The organism is Sphingomonas sp. (genome assembly GCF_048595155.1).
Classification (GTDB): Bacteria; Pseudomonadota; Alphaproteobacteria; order Sphingomonadales; family Sphingomonadaceae; genus Sphingomonas_I.
This window is the reverse complement of the sequence record NZ_JBMDXN010000129.1, coordinates 1-19,653: the sequence shown is the minus strand read 5'-3', so window position 1 is coordinate 19,653 and position 19,653 is coordinate 1. Positions and strand designations below refer to the sequence as shown.

Sequence of the window (19,653 nt, the reverse complement as noted above, 5' to 3'; positions counted from 1 at the left end):
CGGCCGATCAGTTTGCCGGTACAAACGACTGTAATACCGGCTCTGAGAGGAAGGCCCGGTGCCGGCAGGGATCGGCCCGCACGCGCGTTCCCGATACCGGCACGGCCACGCGGTCGCGATCGAAGGGACTATGCGTAACCGGATGCCCGAAGGATTTGGCCAGCGCTGCCGCGAAGCCGTCACCATAATCCTCGCTGGTGAAGACCCGGTCCACCGTCGTGCCGAGCATGGTATGACAGACCCAGGCAACGAAGGCACGATGGTCTTCCGCCGGGGCATCATTGTCGGGCAACAGGCGCGGCGCCTCGCCCCGAGACCGCGCGAACGCTGCCAGCGCCGCATCATCGATCACCAGCCGCTCGGCCTGCGGGCATTGCGCAGCAAGCCAGGCGCTGCGCTGCGCCGGCGCGCAGCCGGGAAATTCGGGCTTGGTGTAACTGAGGATCAGCAACCGATCGCAGCGCGCCTGCGCAAAGGCGATCAACGCCTCATGCCCCTTGTGCAGCGGGCAGAATTTGCCAACCACTAAGCCGGTAACCGTCCGCTCGGGAGCGGCGCTCATGCTGCCAGGCTCCCGGGAAGATCGGACGTATATTGCAGCAGCTTATCCTCACTCACGATCGTCGTGACCGAGATCGGGACGTCGCCGAGCACGCGGCGCAGCGCCGCTTCCGCGATGCCCGCTTCGTCACTGGCATCGGCGGAAAGCGCGAGCGAAATGGCGCCGTCGCTGTCCTGATGAATTGCGAACTGAGCGCCGGAAAGCCGCTGCAAGGCATGACTGAGGTCGATATTGTTGACCCAGGCACCCGCAGCGGTGCGAAAGCGCACAGCGCGGCGGCCGCTGAAATCGCGCAGCATCGGCACGTCGCCGGCCATGTCCAGCACGGCGGTGTCGCCGGTCCGATAGCGCACCAGCGGCAGGCAGAAATTGAACCCGCCGGTGACGCACACTTCGCCCCGGCTGCCCGGCGGCAGCGCATGGCCGGCGTCATCCACGATCTCGACATAGAGGCGCGGCTGCAGCAGCACGCGCCCGCCCAGCGCGCGATCCGTCACCGCGATCGGACCAACCTCGTTCATCGAATAAAGATCGAGCACCGGGCAGCCGAACCGCGCCTCCAGCCGGTCGCGCATGCCATCCGTCAACATCATGGCGACCGACAGGATGGCGCGCGGCCGCATCGTCACCGGCAGTTCCAGCAGGCTGGCGAAGGAGATTGGATCGCCTGCCACCACCTCGGGCGCCAGCGCATCCAGGTAGCGCGCACGATCGTCGGCCTCGCGCCAGTCGTTGGGATGGAGGTTGATCTTGGCGAGCCCGGCTTCGCCCATCGTGGGCGTGACCGAGACATAGGTGAAACAGCGCTGCTGATGGCCGAGCAATACTACCCCAACATCCCCGGAGCCGGCGCGCAAGGTGATGCCGAAGCGGGCAAGCGCGCGCTTGTGGAACGTCAGGTAGCTCGCGGCCACGCGCGGGTGCGACGCGATCAGCAGAGGGTGGCCGGTCGTACCGGTGGTGCGGAAATTGATCAGCCGATCGGTTGCTACCGTGTCGGGCACGAAGGCGGCAATGTCCCGCGCCAGATCGGCGCGCGATGTCGTGGCTATATCATCCAGCCGCGATGGCGCATTTCCACGCGCGCGGAAATGCGGCACCTCCCGATAGGTCTGCTCGAGAAAGGCGCCGATCCACGCGGGCGGTATGCCGGGCCGCCAGCCGATCGGAGCGGTCAGCATCTCGGCTTCGAACATCGCCAGCGCCTCCAGGTCCGCCGGCAGCAGCCGGTTGCCGCTGCGATTGCGATAGGTGGGCGCGGCAGGATGCTCGGTCATCCGCAGCAGCATCGCCCGTCCGCTTTCGCTCAGCGTCGGATAGCGTTCGGCGTCGGTCGGCTCGCTCATTCGCGCGTATATTTGTCGGCCGATTCCTCGGCCGCCTTGCGGATCAGCGCTTCGCGAACTGCGCGTGCCCGCTCTTCGGCCGCCCGGCTGGCATTCAACAGGCGGTTGCGCTCCGCCGCGCTGACCGCGGACAGCCGGTCCGTCGCCTGCGCCTCGGTCTCGCCCGCAGGGACCATGTCCAGCGCCGCCAATGCGGTGCGGGCCAGTTCTTCGCGCCGTTCGACGTCGGTAACATAGGCCTGTGCCCGGCCGTTCGCGGCGAGATCGCCCGTCCTGGCGGTCAGCAAGGCCATGATCGGCGCCGGCGCCCCAAGCGCATCGGCGAAGCTCTCATCCGCCAGCAGCCACACCAGGATGGCCGTCAGCCGAAGCCGGTTACGGTCCTTTTCCTCGATCGCCAGAAAGGGCTGCAGATCCCGCACCGCCGGCGCCTTGCCCTGGCGCGCCAGCAGATCATGGACGAGCGCGGCGGTGGCCACCTGCCCAAAGCCCTGTACGTCCGGATCCGCCAGAAAGTCGGCCGGGGTTTCGGCGAGGCGGCGGGTCAGCCGCTCCAGCGGTGGACCTTCGATCATGCCGCGAATTTCGCGAATTGCTGGGTGGAGGGGCAATCGTCACAGGTTGGGAGACGGCGCGCCGCACGGGCCGCGGCGAACCGCGCCGCCAGCCCATCCATATCCGCAACGGTGCGCAACGCGGCGATCGGAACACCGTAAGCGGCGCCGCTGAAGCTGCAGGGCGCGGCAATCCCATCCTCGTCGATGAAGAGGAAGGGCGCGCCCTGCCCGCAATCCTCGATCGCCAGCGCGCGATTGTCGGCACTGGCGGCAAGGCGTTCGACATATCGCGCGCCGCCGCGCAAGATGACGCCACATGCCTGCAGATCGCGCTTCAGCGCGGGCAGGCGCGCCGCCAGTTCGGCAATGTCGCCGGGTCGTAGCCGCTCGGCCGGGAAGAAAGCCGGCCGGTCACGCCCGCCCAGTTGGTTGAATGTGATCTCGTCCACGCCCCATTCGGCCAGCCCCAGACACAGATCGGGAAAATGTGGCAGCGTCCGGCGCATCAGCACGACATTGGCCCGCAGCCGCAGCGGCGCCTCGCCGCGTTCCTGCGCGAGCGCCCGCAGCCCCGATCGCACCCGATCCCAGGCCCCTGCCCGCCCGCGCAGCGCGTCATGGATCGATGCGGGCCCATCAATGCTGACCGTCACTTCGCGAAAATCGGCGATGAGCGCGGCGCGCACCGCAGCGCGATCCAAGCTGCTGCCGTTCGTGGTCGCGCTGATCGCCAGGCCCGCCTGCGCCAGCCGGGCGGACACAGGCCAGATCGGCCGCCATGACAAAGGTTCACCCCCGAGCCAGCTCAGCAGCACGGTCTCGCCACTTGCGCGCGCCCACTCCGCCAGCAGGGTACCGAAGCGCATCGCTTCCGCGGCCGGGACGGCGCGGCGGGCGCCGCCCAGCCGCCGATCATAGGCGCAGAAGCCACAGGCATAATTGCAGTGCGTCGTCGTACGCCACAGCACGATCATGCCGCCACCCCGGCGCGCGCGGCATCCCCGCCATAGCGGCGCCGGCTGAAGGCCTGCGCAAAGGCGGTCAGATCCTCCATCTGGCTGATCGAATGAATGTCCCAGCCCTGCGCGTCCCGGGCACGGGCCAACGCCTGGCCAATCTCGCTCTCGGGCTTAATCCAGGGCCCCAGGTTCAGCGCCATCGTGCCGCCGGCGCGCGCCTGACGCAGCGCACTTGCCGCCACGTCCCAGCCGCTATTCCCACGCTCGTCCGTGTCGAACATGGTGGTAATGCCGTCATCCGATATATTCAGGATGTGGACCGCGCGATCGCGCGGCGTGCGCGATGCGAACGTATCGCGCAGCCGATGGATCGGAAAGGCGGTGGCGCCACCGAAATAGCCGACCAATATCTCCAGGATCGCCTTTTCGTCGCGGACGAACCCATCCGTCCCCATCCATTGATGGGCTCCACTCCAGAGCGTCGCCTGCACCCGGGCGCCCGCCTTGAGCGCCGAAAGCGCGATCACTGCGCCGGCCAGCGTCAGGAAGGATGTCGTCTGGCGCGGATCCGGCATGGATCCGGAGCTGTCGACATAGAGATCCAGATCGATCGGCTCGGGCTTTTCGGTTGCCCCCGGCTCGACGCCATAGACACGTCGCACGGTCGTGACACCGGGCACCACCGTGCGCGATTGCGCCACCGTCTGCAGCCAGTCGATCTCGTCAAAGGATTCGCCCAACGACCAGGGTTCGACGCCTTCCAGCTGCGGTTCCTGCCCCTGCTTGGCGGGCTGCACCGGGAAGGGGATCAGCATCGGCAAGGCACGCTCGCGATAATAGCGGATCGCGATCTCCTCATCGGACAGGTTCAGACCCGCCGCGCGCAGGATCTCTCCATATTCGAACGGCTCGCGCGTCTGCCCGACACCGCCGCCCTTGGGTCGCTCCGCCGGCGGCAAGGGCGGCGGGGCGGCGGGGCCATCCTCGTTACCCGTCACCGCCGGATCATGTGCAGGATGGACGGCGCCATCCTCTTCGCCCGCTTCGATCGTCTGGGCGCCGCTGGGATCGGCCCCATCGGCCGCGCTGCGCGTGTCGTGCAGCCGACGGATGGCCGCATCCTTCTCCGCATCCTTGGCCAGGTACGGCAGAACGAGAGTGGCGAAGCGGCCCGCGGCAAAGAGCCAGTCGCGTGCATAGACGCGGATCAATCGCGCGCCGAGCCAGGCATCGCCCTCCATCACAGCATCGCCACGCGGGCCGCCAAGGCTGCCCTTCTCGAGCGACCACAAAGCCTCATACATGCCCATGTAGAGCGACCATAAGCGGCTGCGCGAGCCCCCCTCCCGCGTGACCATCCGCCTATAGACGCCGGCCATGTCGAGCCCTGCCTGACGCTGGAGACGATCGTTGATCAGCAGATCGGTATAAAGGTTCGCGACCATGGGCGCATGGCGTTCCAGCGTCGGCAGCGCACGCCGCAACCGCGCGATCAGCCGGAAGCTTTCGGTCGCCGTGGCCGGCGCCAGCACGTGATGGCCGATCTCATGCGCCAATATCTCGGTCGCATGATCGTCCAGGTCGAGCCTGCCGATTGCCTCCAGATCGATGACGACGCTCTTGTCGACCAGCCGGATCATGGCGAAGGCGCCGTCCAGCCCTTCGCGGCCGGCAGACACACTGGTGTCGCATAATTGCGGATTGCGCAGCCGGGTAAAACGGCTCCACGCGGACAGGGCCGCTGGCCAAGCGGCCTGCCACAGCGCGAGACGTTCGGCCATGCTCATGGCCGCCACGGCTGCACCTCGACGAAATGGCTGTAGGGGGACGCCAGCGCTACGCTGTCGCGCGTCCGGGCGGCAACCAGTCTGTCCGTCGCCAAGTTGGTGGCAACACCCGGCGCGGCCGTGGCTGGCTCCGCTGCATCATATTCCGCGTCGCTGGCAGGATGGAGCGTTGCGCCCCAGGCGTCGGCAATCAGCAGAAAGATCTGCGCACCGGATCGCACGATGAAGCCATCGGCGCCCGCCTTCAGCCGCGGCGGCCGTTCGAACGGTCCGCCAAAGCCGACGAAGCCACCGACCCGGATCGGCGCGGCGGGGCGCCCATCGGGCGTCCACCAACGATCCGCCGCGAGTGCCGCGCGCGCCTCCCGCCAGGATCCAACGGCGCCGATCGCCGCCAGTGCCAGCGGCTCCGGCAAGGCGTCAGCAGCAGCCAGCGCCTGCGCGCGATAATGCGCCATGCCCGATCGCCATGCGACCACCTGCCCGACCCGCGGCAGTGTGTCCGCATCGATCAGCGGTCCAAGCTCGGCCATATGTGTGATCCAGGCCTCGGCACGCGCACCGGCGGTAGCATCGATCGTCAGCGCGGCGTTGGTCAGCATCGCCAGCACGGGCTCCGGCCTCTGCGCGACGGTGGTCGCCAGCGCGGGCGCCAATTGCGCCCACACCCGATCGATCAACGCCCGCCGCGTGCCCGCCAACCCGCGGCCGACCAGATCCAGGGTTAGGGCGAAGGCCGCATCGACCACGGCAGCGGCACGATCCGGCGCGGCCGCTTCCACCGCAACCGCGAGCGGATCGATCCGCTCGCGCACGGCATCGGTCAGCGCGTCCAGATCGAACCCGGTGCGCGCCCGCCGCGCTTCCGACACCTGCGCGTTGAAGCGGGGTCGGGCTGCCGCGAGTTCACGCGCGAGCACCGGCGACAGCGTCATGGGCGGCTGCCGAGCCACGCGAGATAATTGGTGTAACGCTGATGCAGATATTTGAGGTGGAGAAGCTCGTCGTAGAGCGGGCCGTACAATTTGCGGCCGCTCACCCGCTCTTCGATCAGCCGCTCGATCTGCGTCAGGCGTGTCCGCACCTCGCGCTCGCCCAGCCCGTCCAGGCCGGCCGCGAACTGCTGGGCCAGGTCGCGCACCGGATCGTTGCGATCCAGGTCTAGCCGGTCATATTCCTCGCAGGACAGATCGAACAGATGGCGCAGCCAGGCGATCGCATCCGTACGATAGGCGGCATTTTCCGGCAGGCCAAAGAAAGGCGCGTCGCGATCCGGATGCAATTTGTCACGCAGCACGAACGGCAGTACCTGGCGTACATCCTCCAGCCCTACCGCATCCGCGCCGCGGAAGAAGGCCATCGCCTTGCTGAAGCTGACCAGGGTCATCAGGTTGCGGACCGAAACACCGTTCAACGTCTGTGTGCCGATGTCCTTCAGCCGATCGCGGCCGCCGTCCGCGGCCGTGACCTGGGCCCAATCCACCCCTGACAGGCGCGCCGTATCCTTGCTCATATATTCAAACGTCGCGCCGGCCGGCTCCATCAACTCGAACTGGCTGGCGAAGAATTCGATGCGATGGCGCACCTCCGGCAATAACGGCATGGCACGCACGGCGGCGACGAGCTGATCGACCTCCGTCTCGTCGAACAGGATTTCGCGCGGCACCACCTCTTCGGGACGGACATTCTCCTCGATCCGCAGGATCAGCTCATCCAGAAAACGCGGATTGAAGGAGAGCGCCTGCACCACCACGTCGATACGGTCGCGCAGCGCCTCGATCACCTGATAGGTGCCGCCGCCGGCATCGTCATTGGCGGTAAGGTACCAGGCCGCGGATGGGCATTCGTAAATCTGCCCCAGCACTTCGGCATAATTGTCACCCATGACCGTGAGCAGCGCGCTCTGCGTACGGGTGGGGATGCGGTTATATTCGTCGACAATCTTGACCCGCATGCCCAGCCACGGCCGCCAGGCAATCCGGATCGCATCGACGCTCTGGGCGGAGACCAGATCGGCCGGCAGCGGATTGCCGAGCAGATCGGCGATCGTCATCTGCGGGTGGCCGTGCTGCATCGCGCGACGCACCTCCCGCACCGGCGATCCTGCCAGCACCCCCATCAGGATCGCGCTTGCGGTCTTGCCGCGACCGGGTCCGCCCACGAACAGGCATTTGGATCGCGTGGCGAAGGCCAACAGCGGCAGTAGGACGTAGCTGGAATAGCTTTGCGCGGACGGCAGCGTCAGCAGGCGCTTGCTATCGCCAACCTGAAATTGCGGGGCCGGGCCATCGTCATATTCGATATCGTAATGCGGGCTGATGATCGCGGTGTTGACGATCCAGAAATAGGCCTGTCGCAGCTTCTCATCCAGCCGGCTCTGGCCCTCCTCGGCCGCGGCGGGCAGCGCCAGCGGCCCATCATATAGCTCCGCAATATCGAAATTGCGGGAGACGGGAGCGGGCCTGGGTGTCGTCGGCGCAGCCGAGACGCGCTGGAAAAAGGGAAATCGCGTCACGCCTTCGACGATATCCAGTGACGCATGCACTGCCAACCCCCGGGCCGCTTGATCGCCCGATCAGCACGACGCATGACCGGCGCATGGACGATCAGTTCCGCGAGGATATCGCCCGCGCCGAAGGGAGCGGATTAGGCGCCAGCCAGCAATTGGTGCTGCACCTGATGCTCTGCATCCAACACTGGCATCGCACCGGTTGGCTTGCCCAGATCGTCGACATGCCGTTCGAGAAACTTGTCGAACTGGCGCAGGGTGGCGACGTCTTATCGATGCCGCCCGGTCGGGATTAGGCCCGCACCATCTCATTCTGCGCGATCAGCCGCCAGTCGCACAGCGCTGCCTCCCGAATGGGCGCCGCCGTAGCGCGATAGGCATCGCTCTCCACGATCGCGCGGAATGCCGTAAGCGAGGGATAACGGACCAGCAGCGCCGCATCCCATGCCTCATCCGCCGGCCCCGCGACGAAGCCGGCGACATTGCCGGTCCACAGCGGTGCGATGCCGACGATGCCGAGCGCGGCGGCCACCGATCTGAAGGCGGGAATATACCGATCGAAATAGAGGTCGCGGCCGCCGTCGGGACGAAAGCGTAACAGGTTGAGCATCACCGGCGACGCATCCGCCGGGATGGTTTGGGTCAGCCGATCCAGCTTTGGCCCGGCAATTTCGTGAAGCATGCGACGTCTCCTCTGCATATGCCGAGGGTCGCCGATCGCGATGCGGCGCGGTAGCCGCCCGCATGGCAGCACAGTTTTGCCGCCATGCGGGCGGGGATCAGGCGATGATAACTTCGGCGTGTGCGAAGGCGGCTGCAAATTCGTCCGACAGCGGCTCATCGGTGACGAGGATATCGACATCGGCGAGCGATGCGGTGTGCTGCAGCGCGCGCCGCCCGAACTTGGAGGCGTCGGCGCCGAGCAGGGTGCGGGTCGAGGTTTCGTAGGCGATACGGCTCATCGCGGCCTCGGACGGATGGAAATCGGTTAGCCCATGTTCGACGCTGATGCCTCCGACCGAGAGGATCGCCAGATGCGGCGTGAACAGGCGGACATAGGCCTGGGCTTCGTGATCGGAAAAGGCGCGATAGTCATAGTCCATCTGGCCGCCGGCCAGGAACAGGCGGTTGTCGTTGATCCCGCCCAGATCGTTTGCCACCTGCAGCGAATTGGTGATCACGGTCAGCGATCGTCGGTCGGCAAGCTGTTTGGCGATGAAGCAGGACGTGGTGCCGGCATCGATGAACAGGATCGCGCCGTCGTCGATCTTCTCGACCGCGGCGCGCGCGATCCGGATCTTCGCCTCGGCATTTTCATCCATCCGCTGGCTGAGCGGGCCTTCCAGCGCCGGAGAGGCCAGCCGCGCACCGCCATGCTCGCGCACAACGACCCCGGCTTCTTCCAGCGTGCGCAACTCCCGCCGGATCGTCTCGTCCGATACATCCAGGTCCGCCGCCATGCCGGCGACGGAAAGGGTCATCCCGGATCGCAGGCGCGATACGATGTCACGCTGCCGCTTCGAGCGCTTCTGCACGTGATTCCTCTGCTATTCGCCGGCACGGGCTGGGCCGCGGAGAAAAAGCCGGTCCGGCGCCGTCTTTCAAGACAAACCTGCGCGATCATGCGTCCGGCCGAGCCGCCGATATGACTAGGAACGGCAGCCCGGCCAGCGGCTTAGAAGTCGGCCGTGACCGTGAGCGTGAAGCCGCGCCCCCAGCGCACGATCTGCGGCACCTCATCGCTGTCGGGGCCGACCGTGCGATAATAGCTGATATTGTCGAAGATGTTGGTGGCGGCCGCCGCGATCTTGAACCGCCGGTCGATGGTGTAGGCGACGGTCGCATCGACGCTGCTGGTGGCGCGCTGCGTATCGTTAAGCTCCTTCCCGCCATAGTCGCCGAAGCGATAGGCCGCGATCAACGCGCCGTTATAGCGATAGGACAGGTTCGCGTAGAAAGGCCCTTTCTCGTAGAAAAGCGACGCATTGTAGAGGTGGTTGGGCGCTCCCTGCATCTGCTGGCTGTGATCGGTCGCCGCATCGTTCAGATGTGCCCAGCTGTGCTGCAGCGTGGCATTGCCCGACACGCCGAAGCCGCTTTCCCAACCGCGCAGATCGACCAGCTGGAAGCGCGCCGACACTTCGACGCCATACATGCCGGCCGAGCCGCCGTTGACCGGCCGGGAGATGGACGAGATCCCGTTCTGCGCGATCTGCTGCGCGCGGAAACTGGTGCCGCGATCGTAAAGATAATCGCTCAGTGCCTTGTAGAAAGCAGCGGCGGAGGCGCTGAATCCGCGATGCTGATGCTCGATGCTGGCATCGAAATTCCAGGATTTGACCGCCTTCAGATCGGGATTGCCCTCCGTGATATCGATCGAACCATCCGAATTGACCGTCGTCTGGCTACCGCCGGCGAGCTGAAAGAAGGCCGGCCGGGTGTAGCTGCGCCAGATCGCGCCGCGCAGCACGCTATCGCTGTCCGGCCGGTAATTGGCGTGCAGGCTGGGGAGCAGGATGTTGAAATGGCTCTTGCTCGTCTGGAAGCCGTCCTGGACGCCGGTGGCGCTGCCGCCGCTGACCATGTTCCAGAAGCGATTGTCGATAGTTGTGTGTTCGAAGCGCAGCCCCGGCTGCACTTCCAGCCGATCAAATTCCATCTTCGCCAAGCCGTAGCCCGACACGACGTCTTCCGTACCCGAAAGGCTGTTCTTGTTGAAATCGTCCGGCGACAATGTGACCTGCGCCGCGGCGAGCCGTGCCGCGTCGGTCAGCGCGGTGCCGTTGCCACGCAAGAAGGTGTAAGGATAATATTTGCGGTCGATCTCAGCGATCTGATTGCGGACGAACGGGCTGTCCGTCATCGGCTGACCGGCCGGCACCAGGTCGAGATTGCTGTAGTCGCGCGAATAGGTGTTGCGCGTGCTGTGCACGAATTTGACGCCGGCGCTCAGCGCATCGAGCCATGATCCGACCTTGTAGGTCGCATCGAAGCGACCGCCGAGCTTGGATGCGACGCTGCGCGAGGTCGTATATTCGCCGCTATCCTGTTCGGCCGTGAACAGACTGTTGTCGTTGAGGCGCGCAAGCTGTGCCGCGCTGAGCAGCGGGATCGGATAGCCGTCGCGATAGCTGACCTGAAACGGCCCATTGAGCTGATTGCCGGCGAAGGTCTGGTAGCCGATCTCGGCATGGTTGATCGCGGCGCTCTTACCCCAGCTCCAGAAACCGCTATAATTGAGCGTCAGTCGATCCGCCTCGGTCGTGCCGCCAATTACGCCCGATATCAGCGTGGACTGGGCGGGCGCGGTTTCGAACCAGCCATGATATTCGGCGTCGCTCTCGGCATTCTGGAACAGCCCGTCCGGACGCTGGATCGCGGCCGAATAATGATCGGCCTGGATACCCTTCTGGTAGATGTTCTGCGCGATGTCGGACACCGCATAAGTGCCGCGCGCATAGAGGCTGGTTCCGCCGAGATGCCAGTCCAGCCCGAGCGCGCCGCCATAGCGGGTCTGATGCCCTTCGGTGAACTGGGCATTGGTGCTGGTGAGGAGCAGATTGTCCTTCTTGTCGAAGCCGTCGGGATTGCTGCCCTGCTCTCCGTCCGAAACAGCGAACTCCCACTGGCCCGCCTGGAAATCGACCATGGTGGAGGCGAAATAGCGCTTGCCATAATAGCCGGTGGCATAGACGCCGAACGCATCGTCGGGACCGAAGCGATGGGAGATTTCGGCCTGCGCCATGCCGCTGCCCGCCGGCGTCTTGTAATCCAGTGCGGTCTGGTTGAGCCCGCCTTGCAGATAGACGCCGACATGGGTCTTTTGGTCGAAATCGAAGGCTGTGGGCGTCCGGAAATCGATCGTGCCGCCGATCGCATCGCCATCCATGTCCGCGGTCGACGTCTTGTTGACGACGATCGCCGCAATCCCGACCGGCGGCAGCAGATCGAGCTGGATCTGGCGCGAATAGGGCATGCCCTGAGCCGCATTTGCGCCGTTGACCAGGTTCACGTTGTAGGAGCCGCTGAGCCCACGCAGATAAACGAAGCTCGCCCCGCCCCGCGCCGCGCCGTCCAGCCCGCCATGATTGCCCGACGAGGGCGTACCGAAAAAGTCGGTCGGGGCAACCGATATGCCGGGCAGGCGCGCCAGCGCGTCGACCACGCTGACCGCGGGCTGACGCTGAAGATCGGCACCGGAGAGGACGCTGGTCGTGCCCGTGGAGGCGATCTCCGCCTTTTTTGACGCATGGCCGGTGACGATGATGTCCTGCCCCCCGTCATTGCGCACCATGTCCGATCGCGGGACGGTGACGGCCTGGCTTTCGGCGCTCGGGCCGCCATTGGCGGTATCTGATGCCATCGCGGGCGTGGAGAGAGCGGCGATGGCGATGCCAGCGGCGCCGTTCAGCCATGCGGCCGTGCGCGAACGAAGGCGCGCGTCGACGCGCACCATCTTGATGATGCTGTTCATTGAAATCCCCGATGCGTTATCGTTGCGGCCGTTTAAGCCCGAACCGGCCGCTAATCCGCCGTCGCGTAGCTTTTGTGACACTTTGCCCGGGTATTGATGACTTCATCGCAAACGCGCGTGTCAGTCGGTCATGATCTCCACACATCTCATCGAAAGATACTCGGATTGCCGCGCTGAGAGAACGTCTCGGCCACACTTAGCCGTGTGCGCGGGGCAGGTAATTTGCCGGCGTCGCCCGATGAAGCGATCAGGCGGCCACCAGATCAATCGCCCGAGCTCTGCCAGCCAGGTGCGGCCGCAGGAGCAGCGCGAGGACCAATCCGGCACCCGCAATGCCCGCATGCAGGGCCCAGAACATGGGCGGCGCCATCCGTTCATAGAGGGCACCGATTGCGCCGACCGCCAGATTGGCGAAGAAGCCATGCAGGTAGAACAGGCCTACCATCACGCCGCTCCACCCGTCTGGGGCGGCCGCCGTCACGATCTCCAGCGCGGCTGGCCAGATCAGCGCAATACCCATGTCGAGGCAGGCGAGCACACTCAGCGGCTCCCACACAGCACCGACGCCACGCAGGCTGACGCCGGACAGCAGCACATAGCCGGTGACGATGGCCAGGCAGCCGGCGATCAAGCGATCACCCCCACTCATCCGCATCACGAGGGGAACACGGCTGCTGAGGAAGACCATCACGATCGTCAGCACGCCGTCCGCGGCCACGAACCAGGCCGGTGGAATGACGAAGCCACCGACATCCAGTGGGATCGTACGCTCGATCCAGACAAGGAACAGGTTGGAGACCTGCTCATATGCGGAAAAAGCGAGGATGGTGACGCCGATCGTCGCGAGCGCGAGCAGGATCGAACCCTCCGACGGCTGCGCCCACTCCGCCCGATCGGCACGCCGGCTGCAGCGGGAGACTTCCGGCACGCCGGCATAAAGGGAAAGGCCGGCCAGCATGGCAAGGCTTGCCGCGGCAAAGCCAAATTGCCAGCCGAACCGATGGCCAAGCCATCCACATACCAGCGGACCGAGCATCACGCCGATGTTGAGGAAAACAAGGTAGCGCGCGAACGCCATGCCGCGATCCGGATCGTCGCGGGGGTGAAGATCGCCCAATTGCGCAGCCAGGTTCGCCTTCAACAGACCCGTGCCCGCGATCAGCATCAGCAACGCCGGAACCAGCAAAAAGGGCCAGATCAGGCACGCATGGCCTACCCCGGCGACGACCGCGCCGATCAGCACCGCACGGCGCCGCCCGAAGAGACAATCGCCCAGCAGGCCGCCAACCGGCACCGCCAGATAGGTGGATGCCACATACACTCCATAGATTTGCGACGTCAGCGCCAGCACCGACAGCGGCCCCCACAGCGCCTCCAGATCGTGCCGGATCGTCGGCACGCCCCAAGCGCCGGCGCCGCCATCCGCCAACACCTGGTGCAGCAGATAGAGCGTCAGCAGCGACCGCATGCCGTGCAGCGAAAAGCGTTCCCACAGCTCCATGCCGGCCAAATTGTAGAAAGCACGGCTGAGGCGGGGGGATGCGGGGAAAGCGCCTGTCACAGCTTGGTCATAAATTACGTCTGTTACCAATTGGCGAAACGTGGTGCGCCACGAGGAGGAAGGACCCGCGATGTTGAAGACCTTTGTCGCACGTATCGGTGGGCTCGCCGCCTTGGCGCTCATGTGCGCGACCGGCGTCGCTGCACGCGATCTGCGCGTGATGACGTTCAACGTCCGCTATCCAAATCCCGACGACGGGCCGAACATCTGGGCGAAGCGGCGCGACCTGTTCGTCCGCACCATCCGCCTCGCCGATCCGGATGTGATCGGCACGCAGGAATTGTTCCAGTCGCAGGGGACGGACGTCGTGCGTGCGCTGCCCCGCTACCGCTGGTTCGGGCGCGACCGGTTCGGCGGCCACGGCAGCGAGCATATGGGCATCTTTTACCGCACCGACCGACTCCGGCTGGTGCGGCAGGGCGATTTCTGGCTGTCGGAGACGCCGGCCGAATCCGGCAGCATGGGGTGGGGCGCCGCGCTGCCGCGCATGGTGAATTGGGGCATATTCCAGACGCGCGGCCCCGGATCCTATCGCTTCCTGCTGATGGACACGCATTTCGCCAACCGCGATGCCGAAGATGAGCAGGCAAGGCGGCGATCGGCCGACCTGATCGCGCGTCGGCTGCCTGCGCTCGCGCAGGGTTTGCCGATTGTCCTGACCGGCGATTTCAATGCGATCCCGGACAGCGAAGCGCACCGCCGTTTGGCCATGATCCTGACGGACGTCTGGCAGAATGCCCCCGACAAGCAGGGGCCCGCGGGCACCTTCCATGATTTCAGCGGCACGCCCGGCAGCATGATCGACTATATCATGGTACGCGGTTTCCGGCCGATCCGTGCGGCCGTGCTGACCACGCATGACGGCGCGCGCTATCCGTCCGATCATTTTCCGATCGTTGCAACCTTGCGTCACACCCGCTGACGGATCGCGCCCGAAGCGACATCGATGTTGCTTTCACGGGGCAAGCGGATAAAGGCCCGCCGCAAGGGGGCTCGCGAGAGCAACCGGATGCACGCCGGTAACGGGAATGCAGTGCCGCCTTCGGGTCCATTCTGCAGCTATCCCTGTAACTGTGAGCGGTGAGTGCGGGACGCTTGCGGATCTGTCCGCAGCCACTGGGGGAAATCCTGGGAAGGCGCGCCTCGAACGATGACCCGCAAGCCAGGAGACCGACCGGCGCGTGTCGCTCTTGCCCGGCTCAGGGATTGGCCAGGCGCGAAAAGACTTTCGTCTGAGCGACGATAGGCGGCCGGGGCCGCAGCGAACGGAACGGCGGGGCGCGCCCCTCGCCGCTCCCAACGTCCGCGCATGCGGAGGACCCGGCTTGGTTCGCTCGGCGCCAGGTTTTTTACGCTCCATGAAGACGGCCCTTTTTTGCGCGACCGCGATCGCGCTGCTTCCCGCCCAATCATTCGCGCAGGACCCGTCCGACGATCAGCTCGTCGTCACCGGCACCCGCACGGCCGACCCGCAGGCGGCCGATCGGCTGGGCGGATCGCTCACCGTGGTGGATGCGCAGGCGATGCGGGATCGCCAGGTCCGCGACGTATCCGACGTGTTGCGCGACGTTCCCGGTGTCGCGGTCAGCTCCGTCCCCGGCCAGACCCAGATCCGGTTGCGCGGCACCGAAGCCAACCATGTCCTGGTGCTGATCGACGGGATCGAAGTGTCCGATCCCTATCAGGGCGAGTTTGATTTCAGCACGCTGGCGGCCGATCAGGCGGCGCGGATCGAAGTGCTGCGCGGCCAACAGAGCGCGCTCTACGGTTCGGACGCGATCGGCGGCGTCGTGCAATATATCACTGCTTCCGGGCGCGAAGCGCCGGGCTTTACGGCGCGGGCGGAAGGCGGCTCCTTCGGCACGTTCAACGCCGCCGCGCGCGCGGCTGGCGTCACCGGCGATCTGGATTATGCGCTGACGCTGACGCGTAACGACACGGACGGCACGTCCGGCACGCGCACCGGCAACCGCAACCTGGGCAAGGCGACCACCGCGGCCTCGCTCAAATCGACCTGGAACCCAGCCGGCAACATCAAGATCTCCGCCGTCGGCCGCTATTCGCGTACCGTCAGCGACTTCAACAATCAGGATTTCACGCCAGGTAGCCCGACCTTCGGCCTGGCAGTGGATTCACCCGGCAGCTTCGTGCGCGTGCGCGGCCTGTACGGCCTAGTGCGCGCGGAGGCATCGGGACTGGACGGGCGCTGGCAGAATGCCCTGTCGGCTCAGGTGGCCAACACCAAGCGCGACGGCTTCGATCTGGATGCGCCCAGCTATGGCGATCGGGGCAGCCGCGTGAAGGGTTCGTTCGAAAGCACGCTGCGCTTCGACGAAGGCGTTACCCGTAACAGCATCACCTTTGCCGCCGATGCGGAACGCGAAAGCTATCGCAATGCCGATCCGACCGGCTCCTCCTTCACCGGCTGGCGCCACACGAACAATGTCGGGCTTGTCGGCCAGTATAACCTGACTGCAGGCGCCTTTGCGCTGGGTGGCGCATTGCGTCACGATTTCAACAACAAGTTTCAGGATGCCACGACCTGGCGCGCGGATGCGAGCTACGCGTTCGACACCGGCACCAAAGTCCATGTCGCCGGCGGTTCCGGTGTCAAGAATCCCGGCTTCTTCGAGCTTTACGGGTTCATCGACGGCCGCTTCATCGGCAATGGCAGCCTGAAGCCGGAAAAATCGACCGGCTGGGAAGCGGGCGTCGAACAGCAGCTCGCCGGCCAGGCGCTGACCATCGGCGCCACCTATTTCGACAGCCGGCTGAAGAATGAGATCTTCACCGATTATCCCGCCCCGGATTTCGTCGCGACGCCGGCCAATCGCGATACCGATTCCAAGCAGCATGGCGTCGAGACATTCCTGACCGCGCGGATCGGTACGGCCTGGCGCGTCGATGCCTCTTATACCTATCTGCACGCCCGCGAGGATCATGTGCGGGAGGTCCGCCGCCCGAACAATATCGCGAGCCTCGCGGTCAGCTGGCACGCGCCGGAGGATCGCGGCGGCGTCACCCTGGTGGTACGCTATAACGGCCAGCAGACCGACAGTGCCTATCTGGATCCCAGCTTCGTACCGACGACGGTCAGGCTCGGCTCCTACACGTTGGTCGGCGTGAACGGTGATATCGCCATCACGCGCAACCTGTCGCTGTTCGGCCGCGTCGAGAATGCGCTCGACAAGAAATATGAGCAGGTGTTCAGCTTCACCAACCCCGGCATTGCTGCCTATGGCGGCATTCGCGCCCGTTTCTGAGGAGCCGGATGATGACGATCGATGAACTCGGAACGGACGATCGGGTCGGCTGGGCGTGGGCGGCCGCGCTCGCGCTGGTTACCGTGGCGGGAACGCTGGCGGCATCCTGCATGATGCCCTTCGTTGCGTTGGCGGTGATGGCTGCGGCCACCCTGCCGCTGCGCCATGCGCTGGCGGCGACGGCGCTCGCCTGGGCGGCGGAGCAGCTGCTGGGCTATACTTTGCTGGGCTATCCGTTCGACGCGCCCACGATCGGGTGGGGCCTTGCTCTGGGTCTCGCCGCGCGCGCTGCGGCGCACGCCGCTCATGCGATCGGCGCGTATAAGGGGATCGCGCGTACGATCCTGGCCTTCGCGGCAGGCTTCGTCCTGTATGAGGCCGTGCTGTTCCTCTACGGCGCGGCGATCGGCGGCACGCAGGCCTTCACGCCCAACATCGTGCTGCTGCTGGCCCGCAATGAAGTGGCCTGGTTTGCGGCGCTGCTCGTCGTGCGGGAAACGCTCCGCCTGCTGCTGCCCCCGCGCATGGTGCCGCACGGCGCGACGGCGTGAAGGTCGCTTCCCTCCTCCCCAGCGCGACAGAGATTGCGGTCGCGCTGGGGCTGGGCGACGATCTGGTCGGACGGTCGCACGAATGCGATTTTCCGCCCGCCGTGCAGCGCCTGCCAGTCTGCACCGCGACCAAGCTGGAAAAGGGCCTGCGTTCGATCGAGATTGATCGCCGCGTGCAGGAGATCGTCCGCCAGGGCCTGTCGGTCTACGAAGTGCATGCCGAATTGCTGCGCTCGCTGAAGCCCGATGTGATCCTGACCCAGACGCAATGCGCAATCTGCGCGGTCACGCCGGCCGACCTCGAGGAATCACTGCGCGCCTGGACGGGCGCGCAGCCCGAACTTGTCTCGCTCGCACCCGATACGCTCGACGATGTCTGGGGCGATATCCGGCGCGTCGGCGCCGCAACCGGGCGTGAGACGCAAGCCGAACAGGTCGTGGCCGATCTTCAGGCCCGGCTTGCCCGGCTTCGGCAAGCGGCAGACCAGTTACCAAAGCGGCCGCGTGTGGTCGCGATCGAATGGTTCGATCCGCTGATGGGTGCCGGCAACTGGATTCCGGAACTGGTGGAGATAGCAGGCGGCGAACCGCTGTTGGCGGCGGCCGGACAGCATTCGCCGATGCTCGACTGGTCCGCCCTGGTCGATGCCGATCCCGACCTGCTGGTGCTGATGCCGTGCGGCTATCAAATTCCGCAGAGCGTCGCCGATATCGAAGCGGTGTCGGGCGAGCCGCGCTGGCGCCAGCTTCGCGCCGTCGCCGAGGGGAACGTGTTCATCGCCGACGGCCATCATTTCTTCAATCGCCCAGGGCCCCGTCTGGTCGAAAGCACGCAGATCCTGTTCAAGATTTTCCGCGCTACCTTCGATGGAGGCGATGCGGGCGACGGCTGGATCCGCTGGCGTTCGACGCCCTGACCCTGCCGCGGGCGGCACCGAGCGCCCGGCGCAACCGCGAACCCGCTGAGGCGTTGAAACGCGGTGCCGCGCGATCGCCCCCCTGCCGGTCTCACCAACGCGCCCGACGCGTCGTTTTACCGATCCTATGATGCGGCGTTCACCGGAACGCGGCCGAAGCTGCGGCTGGGCGATCCTGGCATCGACGTGCAGTGGATGCGCCGCCGTCTGTGGGGCTCGCTCGTGGCGGGCACGTGGTCCGGCTTCGTGCTGCCGCTGATCGGCCTAGGCCTGATGTCCCATTGGGGGCCATTTGGCCGCCTCGACAGCTGGCAATTGGAAACCTTCGGATCGAACAGCCTCATCCTTCTGGCGATCCTGTTTTTTCCGCTGATCTTCGTGCCGCGCGTGATCACGGCCGTGATGCCGATCAACCGGTCCACGCCTTTCCTGTTGGGCATGCGTCAGGCCTATGATCGGGATTGGGGGCCGAAGATTGAAGGCTATGCGGACTCGCCGTCCCATTTCCGCAAGGTGCGCCGCGCCTGCCTGGTCGTCACGATCGTCGGCGTGACCGCCATCGTCGTTGCGATCGCCTATGGCGTGTACGATGCTTCTCGGCCGCGTGCCCCGCTGCCACAACTATCGTTGGCACGGCTGGCCGATCCATCCGCACCTTTGCCATCAGCCGCGCGGGTGATCGGCGCCGTGCCGGATCTCTCCCAGCGCTGGAATTATCATTACAATGTTCGGCAGGACATACATCACGACGTTTATTATCCGCTCCGCGCGCCCGGCGAGCGGGCCGACGTTCCGGCAAAAGTCGTGGAGCTGGATCAGACCTCGCCGCAATCTGAGGTGGCATCCTGGAACATGGTCAACGCTCCCGGCCCGCGCGAGGGCACGCTGTCCGTGATGGGCGATTGGGAAGCGGGCGAAATGCAGCATGCCGGCGTCAAGCTTGCCGCCCATGTCACGCTGCTGACGCGCGAGCAGCTGCACGGCAAAATGCCCGATCAAGGGATGACAGGCTTCTTCATCGGCCTGTTCGGCTTCGTCGCGACGCTGTTGGGCGGCGCACTCTATTGGTCCTTCGGGCGCGCGGCGAAGCTTGCCGCCGCACGCCCCCGCGGCGACTTCAACAGGATCTGACCCGGATGCAGCGCAGGGTGGCGCGCCCACGTATAA

The 19,653-nt window shown here is 65.7% G+C and carries 17 protein-coding genes and 1 riboswitch; of the genes, 6 read left to right on the top strand and 11 right to left on the bottom strand.

Translation table 11 applies throughout. The features are described 5' to 3' along the window. Positions 1-7: 7 nt before the first annotated feature. From ACOJSI_RS19975 to ACOJSI_RS19945, 7 genes are read right to left on the bottom strand one after another with little or no spacing between them, the layout of a single operon-like run. Complete coding sequence (locus tag ACOJSI_RS19975; RefSeq protein WP_420140074.1) at positions 8-562, bottom strand: hypothetical protein; 555 nt, start codon at positions 560-562, stop codon at positions 8-10. Further along, the gene (locus ACOJSI_RS19970) at positions 559-1,908 is read right to left on the bottom strand and encodes an AMP-binding protein (protein WP_420140073.1); all 1,350 of its coding nucleotides are present in this window, start codon (positions 1,906-1,908) and stop codon (positions 559-561) included. The genes ACOJSI_RS19975 and ACOJSI_RS19970 overlap by 4 nt, the downstream gene beginning before the upstream one ends. Next, positions 1,905-2,483: a hypothetical protein gene (locus ACOJSI_RS19965; RefSeq protein ID WP_420140072.1), complete on the bottom strand. Its 579-nt coding sequence runs from the start codon at positions 2,481-2,483 to the stop codon at positions 1,905-1,907. Before ACOJSI_RS19965 ends, ACOJSI_RS19970 begins: the two co-directional genes overlap by 4 nt. Continuing rightward, positions 2,480-3,439, bottom strand: coding sequence for a radical SAM protein (locus tag ACOJSI_RS19960; protein ID WP_420140071.1), 960 nt, complete (start codon positions 3,437-3,439; stop codon positions 2,480-2,482). The genes ACOJSI_RS19965 and ACOJSI_RS19960 overlap by 4 nt, the downstream gene beginning before the upstream one ends. Further along, positions 3,436-5,205, bottom strand: a complete 1,770-nt coding sequence (locus tag ACOJSI_RS19955; protein WP_420140070.1) for a hypothetical protein — start codon at positions 5,203-5,205, stop codon at positions 3,436-3,438. Before ACOJSI_RS19955 ends, ACOJSI_RS19960 begins: the two co-directional genes overlap by 4 nt. Before the next feature lie 2 nt (positions 5,206-5,207). Continuing rightward, complete coding sequence (locus ACOJSI_RS19950) at positions 5,208-6,146, bottom strand: hypothetical protein (RefSeq protein ID WP_420140069.1); 939 nt, start codon at positions 6,144-6,146, stop codon at positions 5,208-5,210. Beyond that, complete coding sequence (locus ACOJSI_RS19945) at positions 6,143-7,726, bottom strand: AAA family ATPase (RefSeq protein ID WP_420140068.1); 1,584 nt, start codon at positions 7,724-7,726, stop codon at positions 6,143-6,145. The genes ACOJSI_RS19950 and ACOJSI_RS19945 overlap by 4 nt, the downstream gene beginning before the upstream one ends. 17 nt (positions 7,727-7,743) lie before the next feature. On the opposite strand from ACOJSI_RS19945, the gene ACOJSI_RS19940 reads away from it, so the two are divergent. After that, positions 7,744-8,016 carry a hypothetical protein gene (locus ACOJSI_RS19940; protein WP_420140067.1) on the top strand — a complete coding sequence of 91 codons (273 nt, stop codon included), beginning with the start codon at positions 7,744-7,746 and terminating at the stop codon, positions 8,014-8,016. Here the strand turns inward: ACOJSI_RS19940 and ACOJSI_RS19935 are convergent. The 4 genes from ACOJSI_RS19935 to ACOJSI_RS19920 form a co-directional block, all read right to left on the bottom strand. Then, complete coding sequence (locus tag ACOJSI_RS19935) at positions 8,013-8,402, bottom strand: hypothetical protein (protein WP_420140066.1); 390 nt, start codon at positions 8,400-8,402, stop codon at positions 8,013-8,015. The genes ACOJSI_RS19940 and ACOJSI_RS19935 overlap by 4 nt on opposite strands. A gap of 97 nt (positions 8,403-8,499) precedes the next feature. After that, positions 8,500-9,255 (bottom strand): DeoR/GlpR family DNA-binding transcription regulator, encoded by a 756-nt coding sequence (locus tag ACOJSI_RS19930; protein WP_420140065.1) that lies wholly within the window; start codon positions 9,253-9,255, stop codon positions 8,500-8,502. A gap of 140 nt (positions 9,256-9,395) precedes the next feature. Next, positions 9,396-12,194 carry a TonB-dependent receptor gene (locus ACOJSI_RS19925; RefSeq protein WP_420140064.1) on the bottom strand — a complete coding sequence of 933 codons (2,799 nt, stop codon included), beginning with the start codon at positions 12,192-12,194 and terminating at the stop codon, positions 9,396-9,398. A gap of 247 nt (positions 12,195-12,441) precedes the next feature. Next, positions 12,442-13,755, bottom strand: coding sequence for an MFS transporter (locus ACOJSI_RS19920; protein WP_420140063.1), 1,314 nt, complete (start codon positions 13,753-13,755; stop codon positions 12,442-12,444). A 70-nt stretch (positions 13,756-13,825) separates the two neighbouring features. Here ACOJSI_RS19920 and ACOJSI_RS19915 point away from each other — a divergent pair, with 70 nt between their 5' ends. From ACOJSI_RS19915 to ACOJSI_RS19895, 5 genes are all read left to right on the top strand, one after another. Then, positions 13,826-14,677 carry an endonuclease/exonuclease/phosphatase family protein gene (locus ACOJSI_RS19915; RefSeq protein WP_420140062.1) on the top strand — a complete coding sequence of 284 codons (852 nt, stop codon included), beginning with the start codon at positions 13,826-13,828 and terminating at the stop codon, positions 14,675-14,677. A gap of 78 nt (positions 14,678-14,755) precedes the next feature. Next, a riboswitch (cobalamin riboswitch) is annotated at positions 14,756-14,949 on the top strand. Between the two features lie 164 nt (positions 14,950-15,113). Beyond that, complete coding sequence (locus ACOJSI_RS19910) at positions 15,114-17,018, top strand: TonB-dependent receptor plug domain-containing protein (protein ID WP_420140061.1); 1,905 nt, start codon at positions 15,114-15,116, stop codon at positions 17,016-17,018. A gap of 11 nt (positions 17,019-17,029) precedes the next feature. Further along, positions 17,030-17,569, top strand: coding sequence for a hypothetical protein (locus ACOJSI_RS19905; protein ID WP_420140060.1), 540 nt, complete (start codon positions 17,030-17,032; stop codon positions 17,567-17,569). After that, complete coding sequence (locus tag ACOJSI_RS19900) at positions 17,566-18,486, top strand: cobalamin-binding protein (protein WP_420140059.1); 921 nt, start codon at positions 17,566-17,568, stop codon at positions 18,484-18,486. The genes ACOJSI_RS19905 and ACOJSI_RS19900 overlap by 4 nt, the downstream gene beginning before the upstream one ends. A gap of 63 nt (positions 18,487-18,549) precedes the next feature. After that, positions 18,550-19,617, top strand: a complete 1,068-nt coding sequence (locus ACOJSI_RS19895) for a hypothetical protein (protein ID WP_420140058.1) — start codon at positions 18,550-18,552, stop codon at positions 19,615-19,617. The last annotated feature ends 36 nt before the right edge of the window (positions 19,618-19,653 follow it).

What these genes read in the sequence shown, in the direction of transcription:
- ACOJSI_RS19970 (WP_420140073.1), bottom strand. Translation starts at nt 1,908, where the DNA reads ATGAGCGAGCCGACCGACGCCGAACGCTATCCGACGCTGAGCGAAAGC.
- ACOJSI_RS19925 (WP_420140064.1), bottom strand. Translation starts at nt 12,194, where the DNA reads ATGAACAGCATCATCAAGATGGTGCGCGTCGACGCGCGCCTTCGTTCG.
- ACOJSI_RS19960 (WP_420140071.1), bottom strand. Translation starts at nt 3,439, where the DNA reads ATGATCGTGCTGTGGCGTACGACGACGCACTGCAATTATGCCTGTGGC.
- ACOJSI_RS19965 (WP_420140072.1), bottom strand. Translation starts at nt 2,483, where the DNA reads ATGATCGAAGGTCCACCGCTGGAGCGGCTGACCCGCCGCCTCGCCGAA.
- ACOJSI_RS19935 (WP_420140066.1), bottom strand. Translation starts at nt 8,402, where the DNA reads ATGCTTCACGAAATTGCCGGGCCAAAGCTGGATCGGCTGACCCAAACC.
- ACOJSI_RS19950 (WP_420140069.1), bottom strand. Translation starts at nt 6,146, where the DNA reads ATGACGCTGTCGCCGGTGCTCGCGCGTGAACTCGCGGCAGCCCGACCC.
- ACOJSI_RS19905 (WP_420140060.1), top strand. Translation starts at nt 17,030, where the DNA reads ATGACGATCGATGAACTCGGAACGGACGATCGGGTCGGCTGGGCGTGG.
- ACOJSI_RS19975 (WP_420140074.1), bottom strand. Translation starts at nt 562, where the DNA reads ATGAGCGCCGCTCCCGAGCGGACGGTTACCGGCTTAGTGGTTGGCAAA.
- ACOJSI_RS19915 (WP_420140062.1), top strand. Translation starts at nt 13,826, where the DNA reads ATGTTGAAGACCTTTGTCGCACGTATCGGTGGGCTCGCCGCCTTGGCG.
- ACOJSI_RS19955 (WP_420140070.1), bottom strand. Translation starts at nt 5,205, where the DNA reads ATGGCCGAACGTCTCGCGCTGTGGCAGGCCGCTTGGCCAGCGGCCCTG.
- ACOJSI_RS19910 (WP_420140061.1), top strand. Translation starts at nt 15,114, where the DNA reads ATGAAGACGGCCCTTTTTTGCGCGACCGCGATCGCGCTGCTTCCCGCC.